At 61.1% G+C, this 22,817-nt stretch carries 19 protein-coding genes and 2 pseudogenes; 3 read left to right on the forward strand and 18 right to left on the reverse strand.

The window, feature by feature from the left end; all coding sequences use genetic code 11:
* Positions 1-70 precede the first annotated feature (70 nt).
* From BISU_RS11525 to BISU_RS13320, 12 genes are all read right to left on the reverse strand, one after another.
* A complete protein-coding gene (locus BISU_RS11525; RefSeq protein WP_024463407.1) occupies positions 71-1,015 on the reverse strand; it encodes a pseudouridine synthase in 945 nt (314 codons plus the stop codon).
* A 315-nt stretch (positions 1,016-1,330) separates the two neighbouring features.
* Positions 1,331-3,223, reverse strand: coding sequence for a glutamine--fructose-6-phosphate transaminase (isomerizing) (glmS, locus tag BISU_RS04200; RefSeq protein ID WP_024463408.1), 1,893 nt, complete (start codon positions 3,221-3,223; stop codon positions 1,331-1,333).
* A gap of 251 nt (positions 3,224-3,474) precedes the next feature.
* Positions 3,475-4,338 (reverse strand): amino acid ABC transporter ATP-binding protein, encoded by an 864-nt coding sequence (locus tag BISU_RS04205; RefSeq protein ID WP_024463409.1) that lies wholly within the window; start codon positions 4,336-4,338, stop codon positions 3,475-3,477.
* Between the two features lie 10 nt (positions 4,339-4,348).
* Complete coding sequence (locus tag BISU_RS04210; RefSeq protein WP_024463410.1) at positions 4,349-5,338, reverse strand: amino acid ABC transporter permease; 990 nt, start codon at positions 5,336-5,338, stop codon at positions 4,349-4,351.
* 132 nt (positions 5,339-5,470) lie between these two features.
* Positions 5,471-6,400 (reverse strand): ABC transporter substrate-binding protein, encoded by a 930-nt coding sequence (locus BISU_RS04215; protein ID WP_024463411.1) that lies wholly within the window; start codon positions 6,398-6,400, stop codon positions 5,471-5,473.
* 171 nt (positions 6,401-6,571) lie between these two features.
* On the reverse strand, positions 6,572-7,501 hold the full coding sequence (locus tag BISU_RS04220) for an ABC transporter substrate-binding protein (RefSeq protein ID WP_033502869.1): 930 nt from the start codon (positions 7,499-7,501) through the stop codon (positions 6,572-6,574).
* A gap of 311 nt (positions 7,502-7,812) precedes the next feature.
* Entirely contained in the window at positions 7,813-8,295 is a 483-nt protein-coding gene (smpB, locus tag BISU_RS04225; protein ID WP_024463413.1) for an SsrA-binding protein SmpB, read from the reverse strand.
* A gap of 215 nt (positions 8,296-8,510) precedes the next feature.
* Positions 8,511-9,926 carry a CHAP domain-containing protein gene (locus BISU_RS04230; protein WP_024463414.1) on the reverse strand — a complete coding sequence of 472 codons (1,416 nt, stop codon included), beginning with the start codon at positions 9,924-9,926 and terminating at the stop codon, positions 8,511-8,513.
* 253 nt (positions 9,927-10,179) lie between these two features.
* Positions 10,180-11,103: a permease-like cell division protein FtsX gene (gene ftsX / locus BISU_RS04235; protein WP_024463415.1), complete on the reverse strand. Its 924-nt coding sequence runs from the start codon at positions 11,101-11,103 to the stop codon at positions 10,180-10,182.
* A gap of 3 nt (positions 11,104-11,106) precedes the next feature.
* Positions 11,107-12,468, reverse strand: coding sequence for a cell division ATP-binding protein FtsE (gene ftsE, locus BISU_RS04240; RefSeq protein WP_024463416.1), 1,362 nt, complete (start codon positions 12,466-12,468; stop codon positions 11,107-11,109).
* 39 nt (positions 12,469-12,507) lie between these two features.
* Positions 12,508-13,641, reverse strand: coding sequence for a peptide chain release factor 2 (prfB, locus tag BISU_RS04245; protein ID WP_024463417.1), 1,134 nt, complete (start codon positions 13,639-13,641; stop codon positions 12,508-12,510).
* A gap of 336 nt (positions 13,642-13,977) precedes the next feature.
* Positions 13,978-14,109, reverse strand: coding sequence for a hypothetical protein (locus BISU_RS13320; RefSeq protein ID WP_264298198.1), 132 nt, complete (start codon positions 14,107-14,109; stop codon positions 13,978-13,980).
* A gap of 693 nt (positions 14,110-14,802) precedes the next feature.
* Between BISU_RS13320 and dapD the strand changes: the two genes are divergently transcribed.
* Positions 14,803-15,792, forward strand: a complete 990-nt coding sequence (gene dapD / locus BISU_RS04250; RefSeq protein WP_024463418.1) for a 2,3,4,5-tetrahydropyridine-2,6-dicarboxylate N-succinyltransferase — start codon at positions 14,803-14,805, stop codon at positions 15,790-15,792.
* 233 nt (positions 15,793-16,025) lie between these two features.
* On the opposite strand, the gene BISU_RS04255 is transcribed toward dapD, so the two are convergent.
* Positions 16,026-16,523 (reverse strand): HXXEE domain-containing protein, encoded by a 498-nt coding sequence (locus BISU_RS04255; protein ID WP_051246037.1) that lies wholly within the window; start codon positions 16,521-16,523, stop codon positions 16,026-16,028.
* Positions 16,524-16,824: 301 nt separating this feature from the next.
* Between BISU_RS04255 and BISU_RS04260 the strand changes: the two genes are divergently transcribed.
* Positions 16,825-17,076 (forward strand): type II toxin-antitoxin system RelB/DinJ family antitoxin, encoded by a 252-nt coding sequence (locus BISU_RS04260; RefSeq protein ID WP_024463420.1) that lies wholly within the window; start codon positions 16,825-16,827, stop codon positions 17,074-17,076.
* 64 nt (positions 17,077-17,140) lie between these two features.
* Positions 17,141-17,350, forward strand: a pseudogene (locus tag BISU_RS04265) (type II toxin-antitoxin system RelE/ParE family toxin); the annotation flags it as partial.
* 7 nt (positions 17,351-17,357) lie between these two features.
* On the opposite strand, the gene BISU_RS04270 reads toward BISU_RS04265, so the two are convergent.
* The 5 genes and pseudogenes from BISU_RS04270 to BISU_RS04290 form a co-directional block, all read right to left on the reverse strand.
* Positions 17,358-18,377 (reverse strand): CPBP family intramembrane glutamic endopeptidase, encoded by a 1,020-nt coding sequence (locus tag BISU_RS04270; RefSeq protein WP_024463421.1) that lies wholly within the window; start codon positions 18,375-18,377, stop codon positions 17,358-17,360.
* Positions 18,378-18,514: 137 nt separating this feature from the next.
* Entirely contained in the window at positions 18,515-19,126 is a 612-nt protein-coding gene (locus BISU_RS04275) for a DUF3887 domain-containing protein (RefSeq protein ID WP_051246039.1), read from the reverse strand.
* A 323-nt stretch (positions 19,127-19,449) separates the two neighbouring features.
* On the reverse strand, positions 19,450-20,742 hold the full coding sequence (locus BISU_RS04280; protein ID WP_024463423.1) for a citrate synthase: 1,293 nt from the start codon (positions 20,740-20,742) through the stop codon (positions 19,450-19,452).
* Positions 20,743-21,190: 448 nt separating this feature from the next.
* Positions 21,191-21,967, reverse strand: a complete 777-nt coding sequence (map, locus tag BISU_RS04285; RefSeq protein WP_024463424.1) for a type I methionyl aminopeptidase — start codon at positions 21,965-21,967, stop codon at positions 21,191-21,193.
* Positions 21,968-22,043: 76 nt separating this feature from the next.
* Positions 22,044-22,625, reverse strand: a pseudogene (locus tag BISU_RS04290) (HdeD family acid-resistance protein); the annotation flags it as partial.
* Positions 22,626-22,817: the final 192 nt, after the last annotated feature.

Below are 22,817 nucleotides of genomic sequence, written 5' to 3' on the forward strand. Positions count from 1 at the left end.
AGCGCCGCGCTTTGCACGTTCGTTTCGTGCGCACTATGCGTCCAATCGGGAAGAGTGGTGCGCACAGCCCCTATCCCAATGACACACGCGAGACGAAGCGACGCGGCTCATCGGTGATCGGGTCGATGAACGCCAGCGAACGTGCGACCAGCTGCAATGGGGCCGTGAAGTCGTCATAATCCGGGTACTTAATGCTCGGGTAGAGCTCGTCTCCGGTGATAGGCAGCCCCAGCGCATTCATATGCACGCGCAGCTGGTGCGTTTTGCCGGTTCTGGGCTCAAGTATGTAGCGGCGGCAACGAGTTGGGCGGGACGAGCGAGCATTGGCGACGCGTTGACGAAAACCGCGATCGCTAGGTTGGCGACCGATGACGCTTCGGCCTTCGGCGCGGTAATTGGAATCGTGGAAGCCTGCCGGTTTCGCCTGGACATCCGAGCAGGCAGCCGCATAGTCCTCTGCGTGTTCCTTCCAGCGACTTTGCGCCTCACGCCGGTCCGCATATGCACTTCTTTCCGCGCCGCAGCCGTCGACATCACCTAGCCGAACCACCGTTTCGGCGTTCACTTCGCCGGGTTCCTCATAGGCCTGCAGGATGCCGCGCCGCTTGACGATGCGCGAGCGCCGCAGCAGCGGGAATACGGCAGGCGGGTCGAGGCGGGAGATGGTGCCGTACCGCGGCCGCGCAATCGGCGCGGCGGGCGCTAGGCATTCGTATGTCTTCGCGACCATATGCCGCTGGAACAGCATCTGATAGGTCTTGCGCAACCGCGGCTTGCGCGTGAACACCACGATGCCTGCGGTTGCGCGATCCAGCCGATGCGCCGGCACGATGTCAGGCTCGTTGAACCGTTCACGCAGCCGAATCAGCGCGGTCTGCCGGTACCACATGCCGCGTGGCGTGGTGGCGAGGAAATGCGGCTTGTCGATGACGATGATGCCGGAATCCTCGTACACGACGTCATAGTCGAAAGGGATTTCAGGCTCGGCATCGACCCATCGATGGCCCTGAGTCATGCTTCGCTCCTTATGTCTGTTGCCCGTCGCACCAGAGGACGAATGTTGTCTGCCGCCGCTGTCCCGCGTTGCGCGGCAAGCGCCACAGAGCGCGGTCATGCGCAGAGCGCACGAATGCCATATGGCTTACGGCCCTTTTGCGACGCTCATTTGAAACTGGAGTCACGAAAGGGGCTGCAGCTGTCGGCCAGTGCCTCTTTTGCGACGCTCCTCCGAACTCATAGGCCCGAATGGGGCAACGGCCTCGCAACTCCATAGGAATGCATCCCCAACGGCCTTTATTGCGTCCGCTGCGGGGCCATCCCGTCCAAGCATCTACTCCACCGTCACGGACTTGGCCAGATTGCGGGGCTTGTCGACGTCGTATCCTTTGAGATTGGCCATATCCATGGCGAAGAGCTGCAGCGGGACCACGTCGACGAGCGGGCTGAGCAAGGTCGGGCAGATCGGACGCCAGAAGACCACGTCGGCGTAGCGTTCGGCGTCGGGGTCGCCTTCCTCGGCCACGACGATGGTGAACGCGCCACGCGCCTTGACCTCCTCGATGCCGGAGATGACCTTGTTGTGCAGCGTGTTGCGGCCGCGCGCCGAAGGCACGATCACCACGACCGGCTCGCCTTCGTCGACCAGCGCGATCGGCCCGTGCTTGAGCTCGCCGGCGGCAAAGCCTTCGGTGAAGGTGTAGGCGATCTCCTTGAGCTTGAGCGCGCCCTCCATCGCCACCGGGTAGCCCACATGCCGCCCTAAGAACAGGAAGGAATGCGCGTTGAGCATGCGTTTGGCGGCCTTGTCGACCGTCTCGCACTGCGTGTCGAGCACCCATTGGATCTTGGCGGGCATGGCCTTGAGCTGCGCGACGATGCCGCGAATCTCGTCGGGGAACATCGTGCCTTTGATCTGCGCTAGGTACAGGCCGAGCATGTAGGCTGCCACGACCTGCGCCACGAAGGCCTTCGTGGATGCGACCGCGATCTCCGGCCCGGCATGCGTGTAGAGCACGGCATCGGATTCGCGCGGAATGGTGGAGCCCTGCGTGTTGCAGATCGCCAGCACGCGCGAGCCCTGTTCGCGGGCGTGGCGCAACGCCATAAGCGTGTCCATCGTCTCGCCGGACTGCGAGATGGCTACCACGAGCGTGCGCGGAGTCAGGATCGGGTCGCGGTAACGGAATTCGTGGGCCAGCTCGATTTCGACCGGAATGCGCACCCAGTGCTCGATCGCGTATTTCGCGACCATGCCGGCGTAGCTCGCCGTGCCGCAGGCGACGACGATGATCTTGTCAATGGATTTGAAGTCCTCAAGCGCGATGCGCACCTCGTCCAGCACGATGTCGCCAGCAGTGTTGAATCGGCCGATAAGCGTATTGCCCACGGCTTCGGGATCCTCGTGGATCTCCTTGTCCATGAACGACGGCCAGCCGCCCTTCTCAGCGGCGCTGGCATCCCAGTCTACGGTGAAGCGCTTGGAATCCGTGACGACATTGCCTTCGAAATCGGTGACGGTGACGTTATCGGCGCTGATGCACACGGCCTGATCCTGCCCCAATTCCATGGCGTGTTTGGTGTAGGCCACGAAGGCGGCCACGTCGGAGCCCAGGAAGTTCTCGCCCTCCCCCAGGCCCACCACGAGCGGCGAGTCGTGCCGTGCGCCGACGACGATATCCGGCTGACGATCGTCGACAGCCAGCAGTGTGAAGGCGCCGGAGAGCATGCGCGCGACGCGGCGCAGCGATTCGAACAGGTCTGCCTTGCCGGTCTCCTCAATGACCGTGGCGGCGACCTTGCCCAACAGTTTGGCGGCGACTTCGGTGTCGGTGCCGGAGACGAAGGCATACCCTTCGGTCTGCAGGTTGAAGCGCAGTTCGTTGGCGTTCTCGATGATGCCGTTGTGAATCAGCGCGATATGGCCGTCGGCGCTGGTATGCGGATGCGCGTTGACATCGCTCGGCTCGCCGTTGGTCGCCCAGCGCGTGTGCCCGATGGCCACGGTCGCATCCGGCATCGGGCGGCGTTCGAGATCCGTCTCAAGATTGGCCAGCCGGCCGGCCTTCTTGCGCACGGCGACCGAACCCATGCCGGGGGCCGTAAGCGCCACGCCCGCGGAATCGTAGCCGCGGTATTCCAGACGACGCAGACCCTGCAGGCAGACTTCCAAAGGCTTGCCGCAGGCGGTCGTGACATTTCCTGCATATCCAACGATTCCACACATGGTTCACCAGTCTATGGGAAATTTTCGGAATGCGCCCATGCTTCGTGTGAATATTCACGCAGTCCGTATATTCCTGAGCGTGTGCATGCACCCATGCTCGTGTTTTCGTCACGCAGAAAGGGCTGTTCGTGTGACGCACCGATTAGAACCGTCAGCCTCCCGTGTTGCCGTCACGCGATCAAGCTGATGTGCGTAGCGCCTTTATCAGGGCCGCCATTCGCCGTCCTGTCGCGTGAAGAGAACCGAGCCGGCTACAGCACGTGGTTGAGGAAGTCCTTGAATCGCTGCTCCGTGGGATTGTCCAGAATCTCCGGCCCGCCCTTCTCCACGACCACACCGCCGTTCATGAAGACGATCTGGTCGCCCACTTCGCGAGCGAAGCCGATCTCGTGCGTGACGACGATCATCGTCATGCCGCCGTCGGCCAGCGAGCGCATGACGCCCAGCACCTCGCCGACGAGTTCGGGATCGAGCGCGGAGGTCGGCTCGTCGAAGAGCATGATCTCGGGTTTCATCGCCAGTGCGCGGGCAATGGCGACGCGCTGCTGCTGGCCGCCGGAAAGCTGCGCGGGATAGTAATCCAGCCGCTCGGCCAGACCGACCCTGGTCAGTTCGTTGATGGCCTCTTCGCGCGCCGTGGATTTGGACTCCTTGGCCACATGCACGGGGGCTTCCATGACGTTTTCGAGAGCCGTCTTGTGCGGGAAGAGATTGAAGCGCTGGAACACCATGCCGAGCTTCTCGCGCTGACGGGCGATTTCCTTTTCGTTCAGCGCCTGCAGGCACTCCTCGCCGTGGCGGGTCACCGGGCGATAGCCGACGAGTTCGCCGTCGACGGCAATGCGGCCTCCCGAAAGCGTTTCCAGCTGATTGATCAGGCGCAGGAACGTCGACTTTCCCGAGCCGGATGGCCCCAAGATCACCGTGACCGTACCCGGCATAACCGTCATATCGACGCCTTTGAGCACATGCAGGGAGCCGAAGCGCTTCTGCACGCCGATGGCCTGCACGGCGGGTGCGCCGTCCCCGGTGACCCGCTGAGCCCTAGGAACGACCGAGTCGAAATGGGCATCGCCAGACTGTGTATTCACCGGATTGTTCGCTGTAGTTGTCATCATGCCTCGTTCACGCGTTCAGGCCCACGAAGGTGGCCTGGTTGCCTTTGCTCACATCGTTTTTCACTTCGCCTTCGGTTTTGCCCGGCAGCGGGACGGCGTCCTTCGGCGGCCATACGCGCCGCTGGTCGAAGCCTTTGCCGAAGTGCCGCTCCAGGTACGCCTGCCCGACCATGAGAATCGAAGTGATGAGCAAGTACCAGACGCAGGCCACAAGCAGCAGCGGAATCGGCTTGTAGATACGGTTGGCGATGGCGTTGGTAGCAAACTGCAGCTCGAGCCCGAAGGGCACGGCGGTGACCAGCGAGGTCGTTTTGAGCATGCCGATCGTTTCGTTGCCCGTCGGCGGCACGATGATGCGCATGGCCTGCGGCAGGATGATGCGGCGCATGATCTTGGAGCTGCGCATGCCCAGCGCCTTCGCCGCCTCCGACTGCCCGGGGTCGACCGCCTCAAGGCCGGCGCGTACGATTTCCGCCAGGTACGCGGCCTCGTTCAAGGCCAATCCCAAGATGGCCGGCAGCAATCCGGCCTGAATCGCCTGGGTGAAGCGGTCGGAATCCATCGACCAGAAGCTGATGCTCGTGAAAGGCACTCCCAGCGATATCTGCGGAATCAGCACCGAGAACAGGCCCCAGAACACCAGCTGCGTCCATACAGGCGTGCCGCGGAAGAACCAGATGTAGAACCAGCTCACGCCGCGCAGCACCGGGTTCAGGGATTTGCGCATGACGGCGAGCAGCACGGCCAGGATGATGGCGATAAGCATCGAGGCCACCGTCAGAATCAGGGTCCACGCAATGCCTCTGAGCACGTTCTGGTCGAAGAGATACTTCCAGACGATAGGCCAGTCCATGTTCTTGTTGGTTACCATGCCCTGAATCAGCATCAGGGCAAGGAGGGCGACGATGACGCCCGCCACGAGGGAGCCGATATGCCTTACCGGCAGCACCGTGACGTCATCGAGACCATCCTCATCGGATTTCTGGTTTTGCGACATTCCTAATCCTCTTTCTCGCCTGATGCCCGGCGACCGCTGCGGAGCATGCCGTCAGCCGGGTGTTTCGTCCAATCCCCGCGCGGCCTTCGAGCGCCCGCGTCAAGCCGAGCCGCTCTAAGGAGCAAGCGCAGCCTATTCGACGCTGGGGTTGACCTCGGCCTTGTCGATGGCGCCGGAGGATACGCCCCAAGTGCTCAGGATCTTCTTGTAGGTGCCGTCGTCCATGAGCTTCTGCATGGCCTTCTGCACCGCCTGCACGGTAGCGGCGTCGCCCTTCTTGACGACGATGCCTTCAGGCGCGATGTCGACGTCCTTGCCGAGTGCCTGCAGCGTGTCGCCGGTCTGCTTGATCGCATATCCGGCCACCGGGGTGTCCGCGTAGAACGCATCAGCCTTGCCCGATGCCACGGCGGTGGTCACATCGGTCTGCATCTTGAGGGACTGGATCTGGATGGGCTTCTTGCCGTCTGCCGAGCACTGCTTGTCAAGCGTCTGCGCGGCGCTTTCCTGAGTCGTTCCCGTCTGCACGGCGAGCTTGTGGCCGCACAAGTCCGAGGTGTCGATCTTCTTGGGGTTGCCCTTCTGCACGACGAAGGTGGAGCCGGCGTTGAAGTAGGTGACGAAATCGACGGCCGCGAGGCGTTCCTTGGTCACGGTGAACGAGGAGATGCCGATGTCGTATTTGGAGCCGACCGAAGGGATGATCGAGTCGAAGGTGGAGCTGACGGTCACTGCTTTGAGACCAAACACAGCCGCGAGAGCCTTGGTCAGGTCCACATCGAAGCCGATGGGCGTCTTGCCGTCCTCGTCGAGGAATTCAGCCGGCGCGTACGACGTGTCGGAGCCGACGGTGAGCTTGCCGTCCTTGCTCACCGACTCCGGCAGCAGGGCGGCAATGGCATCGTCCTTCTTGATGGAGCTGACGTCATAGCCTTTGTTGGACGACGATGAGGACGACGAGTCTCCTGAACCCGCGTTGTTGGTGCCGCAGGCCGCTGCCGACACGATCATGGCAGCGCCGAGCGCGACGGCCGAAATCCGTTTGATTAATTTGCTGGACATACCCGTATCCCTTTTTCTCTTATGGTTCTCTGGTCTCGTTCGACGCATGGCGTGCGCCGATATGCGTTCACACACTAGGCACGCATTGCTACGAGAGCGTTACATGCCCATCGTAGGACAGATCGCGGGAAGAAGCCATAAGGGATGCGGGCAAAGGCCCGGCTTCGTCAGCTACACTGCAGGATTGATCTCGGCCTTCTCGATCGCGCCAGAGGAGACGCCCCAGTGCCCGAGGATCTTCTTGTACGTGCCGTCGTCCATGAGCTTCTGCAGGGCCTTCTGCACCGCCTGAGCGGTGGCGGCGTCGCCCTTCTTGATGATGATGCCTTCGGGCGCGACGTCGACGTCATTGCCGATGGTCTGCAGAGTGCCGTTGGTCAGCTTGACGGCGTAGCCGGCGACCGGGCTATCCGCGTAGAATACGTCGGCTTTGCCGGTTGCCACGGCGGTGGTCGCATCGCTCTGCGCCTTGAAAGACTGGATCTGCATGGGCTTCTTGCCTGCAGCCGTGCACTGCTTGCTCAGCGCTCCCACTGCGCTTTCCTGGATGGTTCCGGTTCCCACGGCGAACTTGTCGCCGCACAGGTCGGAGCTGTCGATCTTCTTGGGGTTGCCCTTCTGCACGACGTAAGTGGAGCCGGCGTTGAAGTAGCTGACGAAATCCACCGATTTGAGGCGTTCCTTGGTCACCGTGAACGCGGACATGCCGATGTCGTATTTGGAGCCGACCGAGGGAATGATCGAGTCGAAGCTGGAGGGGACGGTCTTCTCCTTGAGACCGAGCACGGCCGCGACGGCCTTGGAGATATCCACATCGTACCCTATCACCGTCTTGCCGTCGGCATCGAGGAATTCGGCCGGCGCATAAGAAATATCGGAGCCGACGGTGAGCGTGTCGTCCTTGGTCACCGATGCGGGCAGAATGGCGGCGATGGCATCATCCTTGTTGATGGCGCTGACGTCGTAGCTCTTGATGGTCGCCGACGAGGCATCGGACGACGAGTCCGCATCGGTGGTGCCGCAGGCGGCTGCCGATACGATCATGGCCGTGCCGAGCGTTACGGCGGCAAGGGCTTTCAGCCCTTTGGCATAATGGGTCATAGTGAGTCTTCTCTCTGTATGTTCTGTGGTTTCGCTGCCTGGAGCCGTACTGCTCTGAGATGCCCCAGCCGCTGACGAGACTTCAGACGGCATGGCTGCGAGACGGCACGAGCGCATGACGGCATAGCCGAGGCACCGATGTGTGTGCAGCGCAGATATAAGACGATGCAAACACGCAGGCCACAGGCCACAGGCCAGTGCATCTGCATCATCGCACAAGTGCTGCGCCGTCGATGTCTGCACGCTATAAACTACCGCGGCATGTTGACTGCGCTGTCATGACCGTGCCATCAGCACGTCATCGCCCAACGCTACGAGCGCGAACGCAGGTTCTTGTAGCGCATCGCCCGCTGGGCCTCGCGCTTGTCCTGCTCCTCGCGCAGCGCTTGGCGCTTGTCGTATTCGCGCCTGCCCCGTCCTACGGCGATCTCCACTTTGACCCGGCCGTCTTTGAAATACAGGCTGAGCGGCACGATGGTGTACCCCTTGGCTTCGGTCTGGCGGGTGAGCTTGGCGATCTGCGCGGCATGGAGCAGCAGTTTGCGCTTGCGCTTGGGGGCGTGGTTGTTCCATGTGCCATTGAGGTATTCGGGGATGTTGGCGTTTTCCAGCCATATCTCGCCGCGGCGGTCAATCGAGACGAAGGATTCGGCCAGCGACGCCCTGCCTTCGCGCAGCGATTTGACCTCGGTGCCGGTCAGGGCGATTCCCGCCTCATACCGGTCCTCGATCTCGTAGTCGTGCCGCGCCTTACGGTTCAGCGCAATCGTTGTCGTTCCCTGTTCCTTGGCCAAAGTCTCCCCCTTTCCTTCCATGCTCTAGACATGACGGCTTCATAAGCGCAGACGTGCGTATGTGCGGGTCCATGCTGTTTCATGCCGATTTCGTGTGCACCACGACGATAGCACGATGCGTGACGCACCCATGGGACGTGCGGCGGCGGACGAGCATCAGCCCGCAGCCGGCAGCAGGGTCAAGCCCATCGCGCTGCCGGGCTTTAAGTCGGACTTTAGTAGTGCACGTACTGGTAGTTCCACGGGTCGCTGATGGTGTCCCAGGCCGGGAATGTCCCGAACCCGGTGCCGCCTTCGGAGATCAGCACGGAGCCGTCGGAATTGACGCGCTCGACGACGGCGACGTGGCCGTACTGCCAGTCGGCGGTCCAATGCCCGCCGACGCTCTGGCCGGGGAGGAACACCATTGCGGCGCCGACATGCGGCGTGTTGTTCACCAGGTAGCCCATGCCGCGCGCCGTGGCCGCCCATTGGCCGCCGTTGCCCATGTAGGACCCGACAGGCAAGCCCAGCTCGGAACGACGCAGATAGGCCCATAGCGTGCACTGGCGCGAGGGGTAGGCGCTGCCGCCAACCGTATTGCCGGTGTAGTGCCCGTAGCAGTACGAGGAGCCCGAGGGGCAGTTGCCGGGGACACCGTAGTTCATGCCGCTGGCGCCGCCGCCACCGCCGTTGTTCTGCGCCGGAGCCGCTGGTGCCGGGGCCGGCTGGAGCGGTGCTGCGCCGCCGCCGCTCGTCTGCTGCTGGCCGCCGTTGCCCGGGTCCGGAGCGGCAGCCGCCTGGGCGGCCATCTGCTCATTGTAGGAATCGATCTGCGATTTGAGCGTGACTATGTCAGCGGCTTCCTTGGCCGCCTTGCTGGTCAGCCCGCTTTTCTGCTCTTCCAGGCTGGCGCGGGACTCATTGCCCTTTTCCCGCAAGGCCTGCAGCTGAGTCTGCTTGTCCTGGGCGGCCTGCGCCGCGCTCTGGGCGGAGGCTGCCTGCGCATCAGCCTGCTGCTTGAGGTCGGAGATCTGCTGCTCGATGGCGTTGAGGCGCTCTTTGCGGTTCTTCGAAGTGTTGAGCGTCGTGGCGGCGTCATTCGCCGCATTCGCCTCGCTGCGCGCGATGGCCGCGTCCGACTGCATCGAATTGACGAATTGATCGGTTGTCTTGGATTTGGTGACCACGTCCATCACTTCGGAGGCGTTGGAGCCGTGGAGGCTGTCGCGGGCGAGCTGGGCGACGGCTTCTTTGGCGTCGTCGTAGTCGGCGCCGGTCTGCTTGATCTTCTCTTCGAGGTCGCTCTGGTCCTTTTTGGCCGCATCAAGCCGTTCGCTGGTCGCCTGGGCAAGGCTTTGCGCCTGCTCGGCCTGCTGCTGGGCGGCTGTGGCCGCCTGCTGCGCCTGCGGAATCTGGTTCTCCGTCAGATCGTTCAAGGCCAGAATCTGGTCTGCAAGATTCTGATCCACCCCCGCGAGCTGCTGTTTAAGGCTCTCCTGATTCTGCAGCTTGTTCTGGTAGGCGTTCCAGTCGGGCGCGGCTTGCGCCTGCGGCACCGCCACCAAGGTGCCTATCGAACCGGCGGCAAATATGCTGGCCATAGCCAGCGCAATCCCCACAGCGGCGTTGATGCGTTTCGCGTGCGTCATTCTTATTCAAGCCTTTCCTTTAGCGCTTGGCTCCCCCAGTGCTGTCAGGTTGCACGGCATATTTCAACTGCACCGCGCACTTCAATTCCGCAGCGTTTTCCAATTCCGCAGCGAGTTGCGACCGCTGTGGATTGAGGCTGCTGCGCATTGAGCGTACCGTGCGTACAGCGTACCGCGCACGTGGATACCCAGTGTAGTAAATGCTTCTGAGCATGCCAAGAGTCCCGCGTGTGCCCAAGCGCCCCAAGCATTCTCACGCCTTGAGATAACGGCGCAGGGAGATGGCCGAGGCAAATGCCGACAGCGCCATCGCGCCGAGCACGAGCGCGGGGGCCACGACCCAGACGGTTTTCTGATTGATGTACGGCATCCACTGCACCGTCTGCGCCAGGCCGTCGGTGATGAACACCTTGACGATGCCGCTCAGTGCGCCGCAAGCCAGCAAAGAGCCTAGGAACGAGGCGATGACGCCCTCCAGGATGAACGGCAATCGAATCGTCCAGTTCGATGCCCCGACCAGGCGCATGATCTCCGTCTCGTTCTTGCGCGAGGCAGCGCTCATGCGAATCGTCGTGCCGGTAAGCAGTATGGCGACCACCACCATCACGGCCGCCAGCACCACGGTGACGACGGTCGCCTTGTTGAGCACATTGAATACCGGATCGAAGATCTGCCGCTGGTCGACCACTTCCTCGACGCCGGTGCGCCCGGAGAGCACTTCGGAGACGACCTGATACTTGGTCGGATCGGAGAGCTTGAGCCGCAGCGTATCCTGCATGTTCGCGGCAGTCAGCGTACGCCCTTGGAAGACGCCATTGGGGTGCTGCTTCAGAAACTGGTTCCTGTAGAAATCCTCGCGGCTCTGGTACGTGATCTTCGAGACCACGCCCCCCAGCTCCTGATGGATGACGTTTTCGAGATCGACGATCTCCTGCTTCGTCGGAGCCTTGCCGGAAGCGCAGGAGGCCGCTTGGCTGGTGCCGTCGGGGCACATCCATACCACGATCTCGACCTTGTCGTACCAGTCGCCCTTGGCCTTGGTGACCTGCGCCTGCATCAGGCCGGAGGCGCCGATGAACAGGAAGGAGATGAAGGTGACGAGCATCACCGACAGAATCATCGAGACATTCTGTTTCAGGCTCGTCCAGGTCTCGGAAAGTATGAATCGCGTCCTCATCGCTTACTGCTCCTCATGGTGGCTGTTTTCTTGTTCGCCGTCATCGGCGCCCGTGCTCCGGGGCGCGGCTTCGCCGTCATCGTTGCCACCGCCAGTCGCAGGGCCGTCGCCGTGCCGGGCACCATGCGCATCGCCTACTGGCGGCGCAGGCGGAGCGGGTGGTTCGGCCTCTGCGCGCTGGATCTGCTCGCCGTGGAGCTGCACGTCACGTTCCGGAGCATTATCTGCCGAGGCACCGAATTCCGGCGATGCGCGCTCATCGACTTCCGGAATATGGCCCTGCCCTGCGTCAGCCTCCGCGGCGTCGTCCTGCTCGTTATCGTCGTGCCGTGCTTGCGCATCCGTATCGCCCTGGGCCGCGATGGCGTCAACGTCCAGGCCGCGTCCCCAGGTCATCGTCGTTTCGACCGATTTGAAGGTCTCGCCATAGCGGCCCTTCCGCCCGGAATGCACCGACATCGCCAGCCGCGCGATGCCCCCGTCCTCGTCCGTATCGGCGTGCATCGCCTCGACCACGGCGTTCATGGCATGCAGTGTGTTGGCATCGTGCTCCGGCATGTTCTTCGCCGCCTCGACGGCCTTGATCGCGCCAACGCCGGTGACGGCCGAGGATATGGGGGCGACGACCCGCTGCGCCTTGGACTTGGACTCGGTTTCGGTATCAGGGAAGAACAGCGCGGAATCATAGGAGCCGTGCTCCTGATCGCGCACGATTCTGCCGTTGTGCAGCTCCACGACGCGCTTGCGCATCGAGTTGACGATCTCCTCGTTATGCGTCGCCATCACGATGGTGGTTCCGGTGCGGTTGATCGCCTCAAGCACCTCCATGATGCCCAGCGAGGTCGTGGGGTCGAGGTTGCCGGTCGGCTCGTCGGCCAGCAATATCTGCGGATGGTTCACATAGGCTCTTGCGATGGCCACGCGCTGCGCCTCGCCGCCGGAGAGCTCATGCGGGTAGTTGTTCTCCTTGCCGACAAGCCCTACGGTCTCCAGCACCTTCGGCACAAGCGAGGCGATGGTGGAACGGCTGGTGCCGATGACTTCGAGCGCGAAGGCGACGTTCTGCCAGACCGTCTTGTTGTTGAGCAGCTTGTAATCCTGGAACACAAAGCCTATCGAACGACGGTATTGCGGCACCTGGCTGTTGACCAGCCGGCGCAGATCGTTGCCGGCGACGCGGATCTCCCCGCTCGTGGCATCCTCCTCGTGCAGGAGCAGGCTCAGCAGTGTCGTTTTGCCTGAGCCCGACGCCCCCACCAGGAACACGAAATCCCCGCGATCGACGTGCACGGTGACATCGTCAAGCGCAGGCCGGGTGCCTTTGGGGTAGATCTTGGAAACGTGCTCCAGCGAAATAAGCGCCATGTCATGCCATCCTTACCGTTATGCTCTCTCTTCGAGAATTTACTCCTCGGAAGCCTCTTCGGCCGCTTCGCGACGCTGCTCATGACGCCAGCGGATGCCCGCGTCAATGAACCCGTCGATGTCGCCGTCGAACACAGCCTGCGTCTGCGACGTCTCATATCCGGTGCGCAGGTCCTTGACCATCTGATACGGATGCAGCACATAGGAGCGCATCTGGTCCCCCCAGCTGGCCTTGATGTCGCCGGCGAGCTCCTTCTTCTTCCTGGCTTCCGCCTCATGCCGCATCACGAGCAGGCGAGACTGCAGGACGGCCATCGCAGCCGCGCGATTCTGGATCTGGCTGCGCTCGTCCTGCATGGTCACCACGGTGTTCGTGGGCAGATGGGTGATGCGCACCGCGGAATACGTGGTGTTCACGCCCTGGCCGCCAGGGCCCGACGAGCAGTAGGTGTCCACGCGGATGTCGGAATCCGGGATGTCGATGTGATCGGTCTCCTCCACCAGCGGCACCACTTCGACCGCGGCGAAGCTCGTCTGGCGGCGGCCCTGGTTGTCAAAGGGCGAGATGCGCACCAGCCGGTGCGTGCCTCCCTCGACCGAAAGTCGGCCGTAGGCGTATGGCGCGTTGACCTGGAAGGTGGCCGACTTGATGCCGGCCTCCTCGGCGTAGGAGGTGTCCATCACCTTAGCCTTGTAGCCGTCACGCTCGGCCCAGCGCAGGTACATGCGCAGCAGCATCTGCGCGAAGTCGGCCGCGTCGACGCCGCCCGCGCCCGAACGGATCGTCACGACAGCCGAACGCGCGTCGTATTCGCCGTCGAGCAGGGTCTGGATCTCCATCTCGTCGAGATCCTTCTGGATCGCGCCCACTTCGGAGCGGGCCTCATCCAGCGAATCGGCGTCCGTCTCCTCCTGGCCGAGTTCGAAGAGGGTCTCAGCATCGTCGAGTCGGCCTTCCAACGATTCGAGCTTTTTGACCTGCGCTTGGGAGGCCGAGAGCTGGCTCGTCACCTTCTGCGCATTCTCCTGGTCATCCCATAGTCCAGGCGCGGCCGCCTGCCGCTCGAGATCCGCGATCTCGGCCTTGAGCCGCTCGACATTCAGCGCCTTGGCGATGGACTCGTACTTGGTCCGCGCCTCGCCAAGCGCCTGGGAAAAATCAAAATCTGCCATCATTACCACCATACATTTTGTTGTCTGACCGTTGTCTGAACCGTGTCGCCAGCTGGCCGTCCCGTCGTTGCCTTAGGCTCAAGACCCAGCCTTTGGCCCTGTAGGCCCTCAGGCTTTGCCATATCATGCCATGTCGCGCAAACCCATCGTTTCCGCAGCGATTGTTGCCCGGGCCAGCAGCCTGCGCCGTCATACCTCTCGGCGCCTCTTGGTGCCTCTTGCATGATCCTGACTGACAGGCGTCCATCTCTCGCCCATGGCCGCCCGGGCCGCGAACCTGCCCGAGCACTCCAAGAGCATGACGCCGTGCAGCGGAAATCATGCCATGCGAACGGGTCAAAGCCCCGCGTAAATCGCCGGAATCACCATGGCGAGCAGCATTGCCACGGCCAGCACGATGCACACCGTGCGCACCATAGTGCGTCGACGGTTCTCGCGGCGCAGCCGGTCATCGCGTTCCTTGCTCATAGGGCTTCACTGTACTCATGAGTGCGTACGAGCTCACAAAATCCGGTGAAGCACCATACGCTGTCTGGGACACGTGTGTTATAAGGCACAGGTGGTTGGAGGTTGAGGCGGAATATCTGCTGACAGTTACGAGTCCTCGTTCGTTTTTCATAGTTTGGTGTACCCGTTTTCCTGATTCACGCGTGTATCTGCATTGTGTGAGGCGCTATCGGAATGCTGCGCAGGTCTATCTGCGTTGTGTGAGGCGCTATTTTCTGGAGCGTCGAGTATCAGACGGCCCAGAACCGCCATTTTCGGCCAGCGCTACTCGTGGTGCCAAGGAATTAGCGCCTCACACAACGCAGATAGACCTCAGCAAAGCCAAGTTAACGCCTCACACAACGCAGATAGCCGATTGGCGGAGCGCGACCACAGGGTTTCGACGCCCCGTGCCCTGAGGAGAAGCGTCTCACGTCTTTGCTCGCTCACACACGAAATCCTTTGCTTTCCTTGCCGCCTTGCGATTCGCACTATGCATCCTTGTGCAGGATGAGGCATGCTTTCTGGCAAAGGCTTGCCCACGGGTCAGCTTCGTGCGCTCGCCTAACCTTCGTTGTATCGTGTGTGGTGATTATGCTGTGTTGCCTACACAGTGGCAGAACGCACCGCCGAACCGGTATAACGAAATACGAATATATTTATTAAGGAGCACACATGAGCGACGAACGCACCGCATGGGGCTGGGGACTTGCCTCGATTGACGAATCCGGGGCCACATTGGACGCCTGGTACCCCGAGCTGCACTTAGGAGACGCGCCGAGCGAGTCGGCACGGCCGAAGCACGGATTCGACGGCGTATCGCACGAGGAGCCGGATGCGCGAGGCGTGAAGCGCGTTCCGGTGTTCACGGTTTCGCAGCTTGATGGCGAGATTGTCGATGCAGCAGACGCCTACCTGCGCCTGCACCTGCTGAGCATGCGGCTGGCCAAGCCGAACACGCTGAATCTGGATGGCATCTTCGCCAAGCTCACCAATGTGGTGTGGACGAATTACGGGCCGTTCGCCGTCGAGAACTTCGCCCAACGCAAGCTCGATGTAGAGGCTGCGGCGATGCGCGTCAACCCGGGTGTGCCGCATGCAGCCGTCAACGTGCTCTCGATCGACAAGTTCCCGCGCATGGTCGATTACGTCGTGCCCACCGGCGTGCGTATCGGCGACGCCGACCGCGTGCGGCTGGGCGCCTACCTGTCCGAAGGCACCACGGTGATGCACGCCGGCTTCGTGAACTACAACGCCGGCACGCTAGGCACCTCTATGGTCGAGGGCCGCATCTCGCAGGGCGTCGTCGTGGGCGACGGCTCCGACATCGGCGGCGGCGCCTCGACAATGGGCACGCTGTCTGGCGGCGGCAAGCTGCGCAACTCGATCGGCGAGCACAGCCTGGTCGGCGCGAACGCCGGCATCGGCATCTCGCTGGGCGACAACTGCGTGGTGGAGGCCGGCCTCTACGTGACCGCCGGCACCAAAATCACCGTCGTCGACAAGGCCAAAAAGGCCGCAGGGAAACCCTTCGACGTGGTCAAGGGCGCGGATCTGTCCGGCAAGGACAACCTGCTGTTCATACGCAATTCGATCACCGGCGGCATCGAAGCCCGCCAGCGCAAAACCGGCATCGAGCTCAACGCCGCCCTGCACAAGAACTAAGCTGCTCAGGTTCGTCTACCAAGGACTAATGGCACGAAAAGGCCGCTTCTGATGGAATAAAAGCGCACCCCCAGGCTTAGCGTCCGTTTTGTAGCGCTAGCTGCATCCTGACGCTACAAGACGGACGATAACGAAGCCTTACAGACCGTTTTGTAACGCCCGGTCATAATGAGCGCTACAAAGCGGACGCGAACAGTGACCTGCCGCATCTACCGCGCCCATTGCACTGTTGCTTATCCGCGCACGATACGTTCGACGGCCCCGGCATATCGGTGCAGCTGTTGCAGATTCGCACCTGCGACAGCCGTCACCACAACGGTCCAGATAATGCTGGGAACCACGTCAAGAGCGTGGGCCGTAACGACCATCACCCCGATATTGATGGGGAGCGTGACCGCCGCGGTGACGCTGCACGGATTCCATGACCGCGAGCGCAGCGCGAACCCAAGATGCCCCAGCAGATGCAGCGAATTCGCAAACGTCACCGCAAACACCACTGGCGCAAAATGCAGGAGACCTGCACAGAACATCGCGACGCCATACAGCACGATTTCCTCCGCTATGCAGGCAGACAGCGCAGGAGTCGAAGGGTAATATTCCCTGTTTCTGATCCAATAGTCCCGCGCATACCGTTTATCGCTGGCATGCCTCTCGATCCAAGGCCTGCAGCGGATAATCTCCTCGAACTCATGAGTCACAAATAACGCGAATGACGCATATGCCAACGCCATGATGCTCATCATTGCCCCCCCTGGTATGCAGTGTTGTCACGCATCTACGATGCCGAATATACCCCCATATTCCAGCTAGACCCATCGTGTGCGTTCAAGGACATCTCATCCGATGATTGTTGGGCGAATGCCTCCTGCTCGGTCACATGGCGCAATGCACGATCAAAGATTGGCAGTGAACTCAACGTGAGGTTAGTCGTTGAATTGTAAGCGCGTGGTTGAACAAACTGTTGAGCACCGATACACTGTTATACAATATGAGTACATTTGCCATACGATAGCTGAAAAAAGGTGAATAACTATGGCTAGTGCGACCATCGCCGTCCGCACTGATCCCGACACCAAACGTCAGGCTCAGGAAATCTTCAAAGCTATGGGACTCGACATGAGCACCGCCGTCAACATGTTTCTGCATCAAACGGTTCATGAGCACCGGCTGCCGTTCCATCCTGGACTCACTCAGTTCGAACAGGCTGTGCTCGAAGCCGACAGCGAGCCAAAACGTCGATTCGACAGCGTTGAGGAGCTTATGAAAGAGCTTCGCAGTGCTTGAACACATTGAACGATCTAGTTCATTTCTGCGACAAGTGAAGAAGCTGTGACGCAAGCATTACCACCTCGACCTCTTGGAAGCGGCAATACAGCACCTTGTGTCGGCTGACAGGAGCATGCTCATCACTCATTACCGCGATCATGCTCTCACTGGGAACCTTCAAGGATATCGCGAACTGCATATCGACAGCGATTGGCTGCTCGTGTATCGCATCGAGAACAACACACTTACGTTGGTGCTTGTTGCCACGGGAAGCCATGACGAACTGCTGTGACTGGTTATCAGTTCCACTGCTCTCGATCGGGAATTTGATGGGTCAGTACAAGAAGCATAGCAATCGCGGCCATGACGATCCACGCCATCCAGCCGAGCGGGCCCACTATGGCTGGGTCTGAAGGAGCACCGGCAGCCGAGAACAGCAGGAACGCCGCGCCCGCCGCATTGAACGCACCGTGGGCGATGACGGAAGGACAGATATTGCCCGATCGAATGCGCAGCCACCCGACGAGTACGCCATAGGCGATGCAGCCAATCACCATCAGCAGCAACCCAAACAGGTTCGGACGGTTGAAGTTATAGCCGAGCAGAATAATCGGCGCATGCCATAGCCCCCAGGCTGCGCCGGTGATAATAAGAGCCGGCCATGTGCCGAGCGGCCGCAGCGCAGGCAGCAGGAATCCGCACCAACCAGTCTCTTCGCCAAGAGTAAGCAGTCCGTTGAACAGTGCCGCGAACGGCAGCTGTGCTAACTGCAACAGCACCAAAGTACTGATTGGCATGGGAAGCGGCTTGCCTGCGGGCTGGATTGATGCAATAAGTTTGGCGTAGCCGGAGAAAGTCACCAGATCGAGGCATGTGAGACCCAACGCTGCGGCGAGAAACACGGTTACGATAGGCAGCAGCGCACTGCCGAACAGCCCGATGACGGCAAACAGCACCGTACGATGCATCGGACGGACAGGGACCCAGCCAAGCCGCTGGAAAATTGCACGGCCGCGCCGATGCTGCACAATCATCACCGCGAGGAATGCCGCGACGGCAGGCATGTACATCGACAGACCGATAAGCGCTTTGCCGGCAAAGCTGGTCATGCTCACACCGCCCACCCAGAGTGGCAGGTCGACAAGCCAAGCCAGCGCGCAGGCCGTCAGGAAGAAGATTGCCACAGCATTCCACGGCACTTTCCAGGGCGCTGCGGCGGTCTCGGAATTCGGAATTTTGGCAGAACTGGCTATCTCGCCATGCACCGCTTTGCGCTCTGGCTTGGCCTCCTTCTCAGTTCTGGCCTCCTGCGGCTGCATTATGTGCGTCTACGATTGCTGGGATTGCTGCGGTTGCTGAGATCGCTGAGATCGCTGTGTCTGCCTGGATTGCTGGGATTCGGGAATTTGCTGCGCCTGATGAGATTGCTGCGATTCAGGCTCGCAGGAATCCTGGGTCATCGTGCAACCTCGGGATTGAGGATGAAAAGCCCGGCGATACTGGCGTCATCATGGAAGGTGATGCGCGCGATATAGTCTCCGGCTTCGAATGCCAAAGGCGTGTTGGTGATCGTGACATCGACGGCGCGGATGGCCTTGACTTCGCCGTGATGGTCGAAAGCGCCCACAGTGGCGATTACCTGCGCCCATGCGGCAGCCAGACCCTCAGCATTCAGCCGCTGAGCGACAACGCTGTCGAAACGCTGGACTACCAGCTCCCATCGCGAATGAGCCAGATCGTCAATGATGCTTTCGGCTATCGAAACGGCTTGAGGCAAAGGCGCGGTATTCATGACTGCTCCTGTTCTCGGATCGATCGGCTTGCCGAATCGCTGGAAAGCCGCCTGCCGCGAAACGCCGAGCGCGTCGCCGATTTGCTGCCACGTATAGCCCGCGCCTCGCGCGTTCTGCACAGCCGTAGCGACCAGTTGACCAGTCTTAGCCTGCACTGCTGCGGCAGCGCGGACTTGAGACAGTTCACCATCGCTATTTTCAAACACTGGTGCAGCAAGAAGCGAGTCCACATCCTTACGCAACGATGTCGCAATTTGCGTTAACAAATCAACCATATGTCAATAATACATTTACAATCAAAGTTTTGCAAACTTATTCTTTACGCATCTCATTCGGCCGTTGCAAATCCTTGACGTCCGTTGCGTTCCGCTGCACAAGAGTTAATTGGAGCAAAAGCTGCTACCCGCCGCTCAGCGTTACATTCGTGCCACTAGCCGGCACTGTTGGCACGAAAGAGCCGCTACCGGCTGCTCATCGGCTGATTCGTGCCAGTTACCGGTGCTCATGGAGCGAAAGAGCCACTGACGAGTGGTCAGCGGCTCTTTCGTGCCAACAGGCATGAGCTAGCGCTGCAAAACGGGCGCTATATGCTATGCGGCTACCGTTCCTCCATGGGAATGTAGTCGCGCTCGCCTTCGCCGGTGTAGACCTGGCGGGGGCGACCGATCTTGGTTTCGGGATCGGTGCGCATCTCGCGATATTGCGCGATCCAACCGGGGATGCGGCCCAAGGCGAACAGCGTGGTGAACATGGCCGGATCGAAGCCGATGGCGCGGTAGATCAAACCCGTGTAGAAGTCGACATTCGGATACAGGTGCCGTGAAACGAAGTAGTCGTCGCTGAGCGCGATCTGCTCAAGCTCGGTGGCCACGTCGAAAAGCGCTCGCTCCTCCTGAGAGAGCTTGAGCGTGTCCTCGCGTGCGAGCAGCTGCTCAAGATACTGACGCGCGATCGCGGCCCTCGGATCATAGGATTTGTAGACGCGGTGGCCGAGTCCGGAAATGCGCCGCCCCTCGCTTTTGGAGCTCTCGACGAACTCCTTGACGCTCATGCCGCTGTCGCGGATGGCTTTGAGCTGGCGCAGCACGGCTTCGTTCGCGCCTCCGTGCAATGGACCCGAGAGCGCATTGATGCCTGCGGCGATCGAAGAATACAGGTTGGCCTGGGCGCTGCCCGCGATGCGCACCACCGAAGTCGAGCAGTTCTGCTCATGGTCGGCGTGAATGATGAGCAGCCGGCCCAACGCATGCACGTACAGCGGATCGGATTCGAACGGCTCGTAGGGCACGGCGAAGCACATGCGCAAGAAGTCGTCGACGTAGCCGCGCGAATAGTCCGGATAGAGCATCGGCTCGTCGCGCCGACGGCGGAAGATGTAGCTCACGATCGTGCGCACCTTGGCCATGATGATCGTCGCAGCCTCGTCCAGCTGGTCGGAATCGTTGGGATCCGTGGTATCCGGATAGAAGGTGGCCAGCGCATTGACCGCCGAGGCGAGCACGCTCATCGGGTGGGCGGCGCGCGGGAAGGAGCCTAGGAATGTGCGGAAATCCTCACCCACCATCGTGCGATGGTTCACGGCCGAGCTGAATTTGTCATACTGCTCCTGCGTCGGCAGCTCGCCGAAACGCAGCAGCCATGCGACCTCTAGGAAGTCCGACTGATCGCACAGCTGCTCGATCGGATACCCGCGATAGCGCAGGACCGAATTGTTGCCGTCGATGTAGGTGATCTTCGATTCGCATTGCGCTGTGGTGAGAAAGCCTGGATCAAGCGTCACCCAGCCGTCATTGCGTAATCCGGAGACCATAATGCCATCCGGGCCATTTGTGGCCTTGACTACTGGCAGCGTGAACTTATTGGTGTCGACATCCAACTCGGCTATGGCCATCGGCGCTCCCCTTTCGGATCGATCCGGCTGCTCGCGGCGGCATCGGGGCACATGTGGCGTGTCCCGGCAGCTGGCATGACGATGCCGGCCCGTCGGAGGCGAGACCCGCGTATACGGGTACCGGGAAGGTCATAATAGCAGACCAAGATACGCGGTTCGGTAAACAGGCTCATGGCTTGGCGGCTGCCTGTTGCGGTGAATCGCCGGTAATGTCAGGGAAAACGCAAGACGAGCCGACGCAGCATGTGCGACAGCCCGCCTGCAGCAGTCTCAAAACCGCTGGTCATCGTTCACGTGAACAGACCACCCCTATGGCCTAATTGGCCTGATCGGTCTGATGCTCTGCGCTGTTTTTTGAAACTCGGGCCTCTCGGCCCCAAGCCCTCAGCAGTCGGTTGTTCAATATTCAACTGCGTGCCGCGCACGGATAGTCCCGCGGCGTCATGCGTTAATCACGCGTGGTAAGAATGACCGGGCCATTGTCGGTGATGGCGATAGTGTGCTCGGTGTGTGCGCCGCGAGAGCCGTCGGACGAACGCAGCGTCCAGCCGTCCTTGGGATCTTGATAGATCTCGTCGGTGGTTTTGAGGAACCATGGTTCGATGGCGATGACCAGGCCAGGACGCAGGCGATACCCATGGCGCGCCTTGCCATCATTGGCCACGTGCGGGTCGCCGTGCATGATGTGGCCTACCCCGTGGCCGCCGAACTCGAGATTGATCGGGTAGCCTTGCGAACGCGCGACGTCGCCGATCGCGTTGGAGACATCGCCCAGGCGATTGCCCGGTTGCGCCTGCGCGATGCCCGCCACGAGCGCATCCTCTGTACACTTGATCAGACGCAGATCTTCCGGGTCCGCGTCCTTGCCGACCACGAAGCTGATGGCCGAGTCACCGACCCAGCCATCCACGCTGATTGCGAGATCGAGCGAAACCAGATCGCCGTCCTTGAGGCTGTAATCGTAGGGCACGCCATGCAGCACCGCATCATTCACCGAGATGCAGATGTAATGGGCGAAGGGGCCTGTGCCGAAATCGGGCGCATAGTCCACGTAGCAGGATTCGGCGCCTTTGCGGTCGGCAATGCGCTTGGCGACGAATTCGTCGATCTCAAGGAGATTCGTGCCGACTTTCGTCATGGCCTTAAGCTCTTTGAGGATGCCACCGACGAATCGGCCGGCGGGTTTCATCGCTTCGATTTCCGCAGGTGTTTTCAGTTCTATCATGCCTTCACCCTACTTCGCCTGCCCAACAACAACCCTGCAGTTTCCCTGCGCTGCTGCCCAGCACCCCGTGCCGTTATCAGCTTTTCTTGGCCCTGTTCGCCTTGCCGAAGACGAAGGCGCGGATGGTTGCGGAAACGCCCATGACAATCAGCGAAATGCCGGAGAAAAGGATGAGGAAGGCCGTTGAGCTGAACGGGGAAACCAAAACCACGATGCCTGCGATAATCGAAATGACTGCATACAGCACAGCCCAGCCCGAGCTCGGCGCACGCCAGGATTCGGCTATTGCCATAATGCCCTCGATCAGCCATCCCAGCCCCACGGTCATCGTCACGAGCACTGCCACGGCCGCCCCCGAAAGAGCGGCGTTCTTCAGAATGACGACGCCGCCGATGGCCAGCAGAAGTCCGACGAAGATATCCAGCACGCGCCAGCCGCTAGGCAGGCCCATACCCACGATGGCGCTGACGATGCGGATAACGCCCGATACGACGAAATAGATGCCCAGCACGATGGCCATCACGGACAATATCTTCACCGGCCAGAACAGCAGCGCCGCGCCGAGGACAACTGCGGCGACGCCAACCACGCCGTACACTCCGCGCACCGCGTTGGTCGCCTCCTTCGAGAGCTGTTCTTCAATGAGCCTGAACGGGTTCACCGGCTGCTGAGGCGCAGCGTTCGAATCAGGGGCTGGGTTATTGATGAAATCCGACATGATTCAACCTTCCGTTCTTTGTTCCCGCCCGTCCGCCACTTGCGGATGAGCAGTTCCTCCACCCACACTATATGGCGTGGCTCCGACCCTCTTATCGGCCGCAAAGCCGCTGTCGACAGCGCGGTTTGTCAC

Source organism: Bifidobacterium subtile (assembly GCF_000741775.1).
Classification (GTDB): domain Bacteria; phylum Actinomycetota; class Actinomycetes; order Actinomycetales; family Bifidobacteriaceae; genus Bifidobacterium; species Bifidobacterium subtile.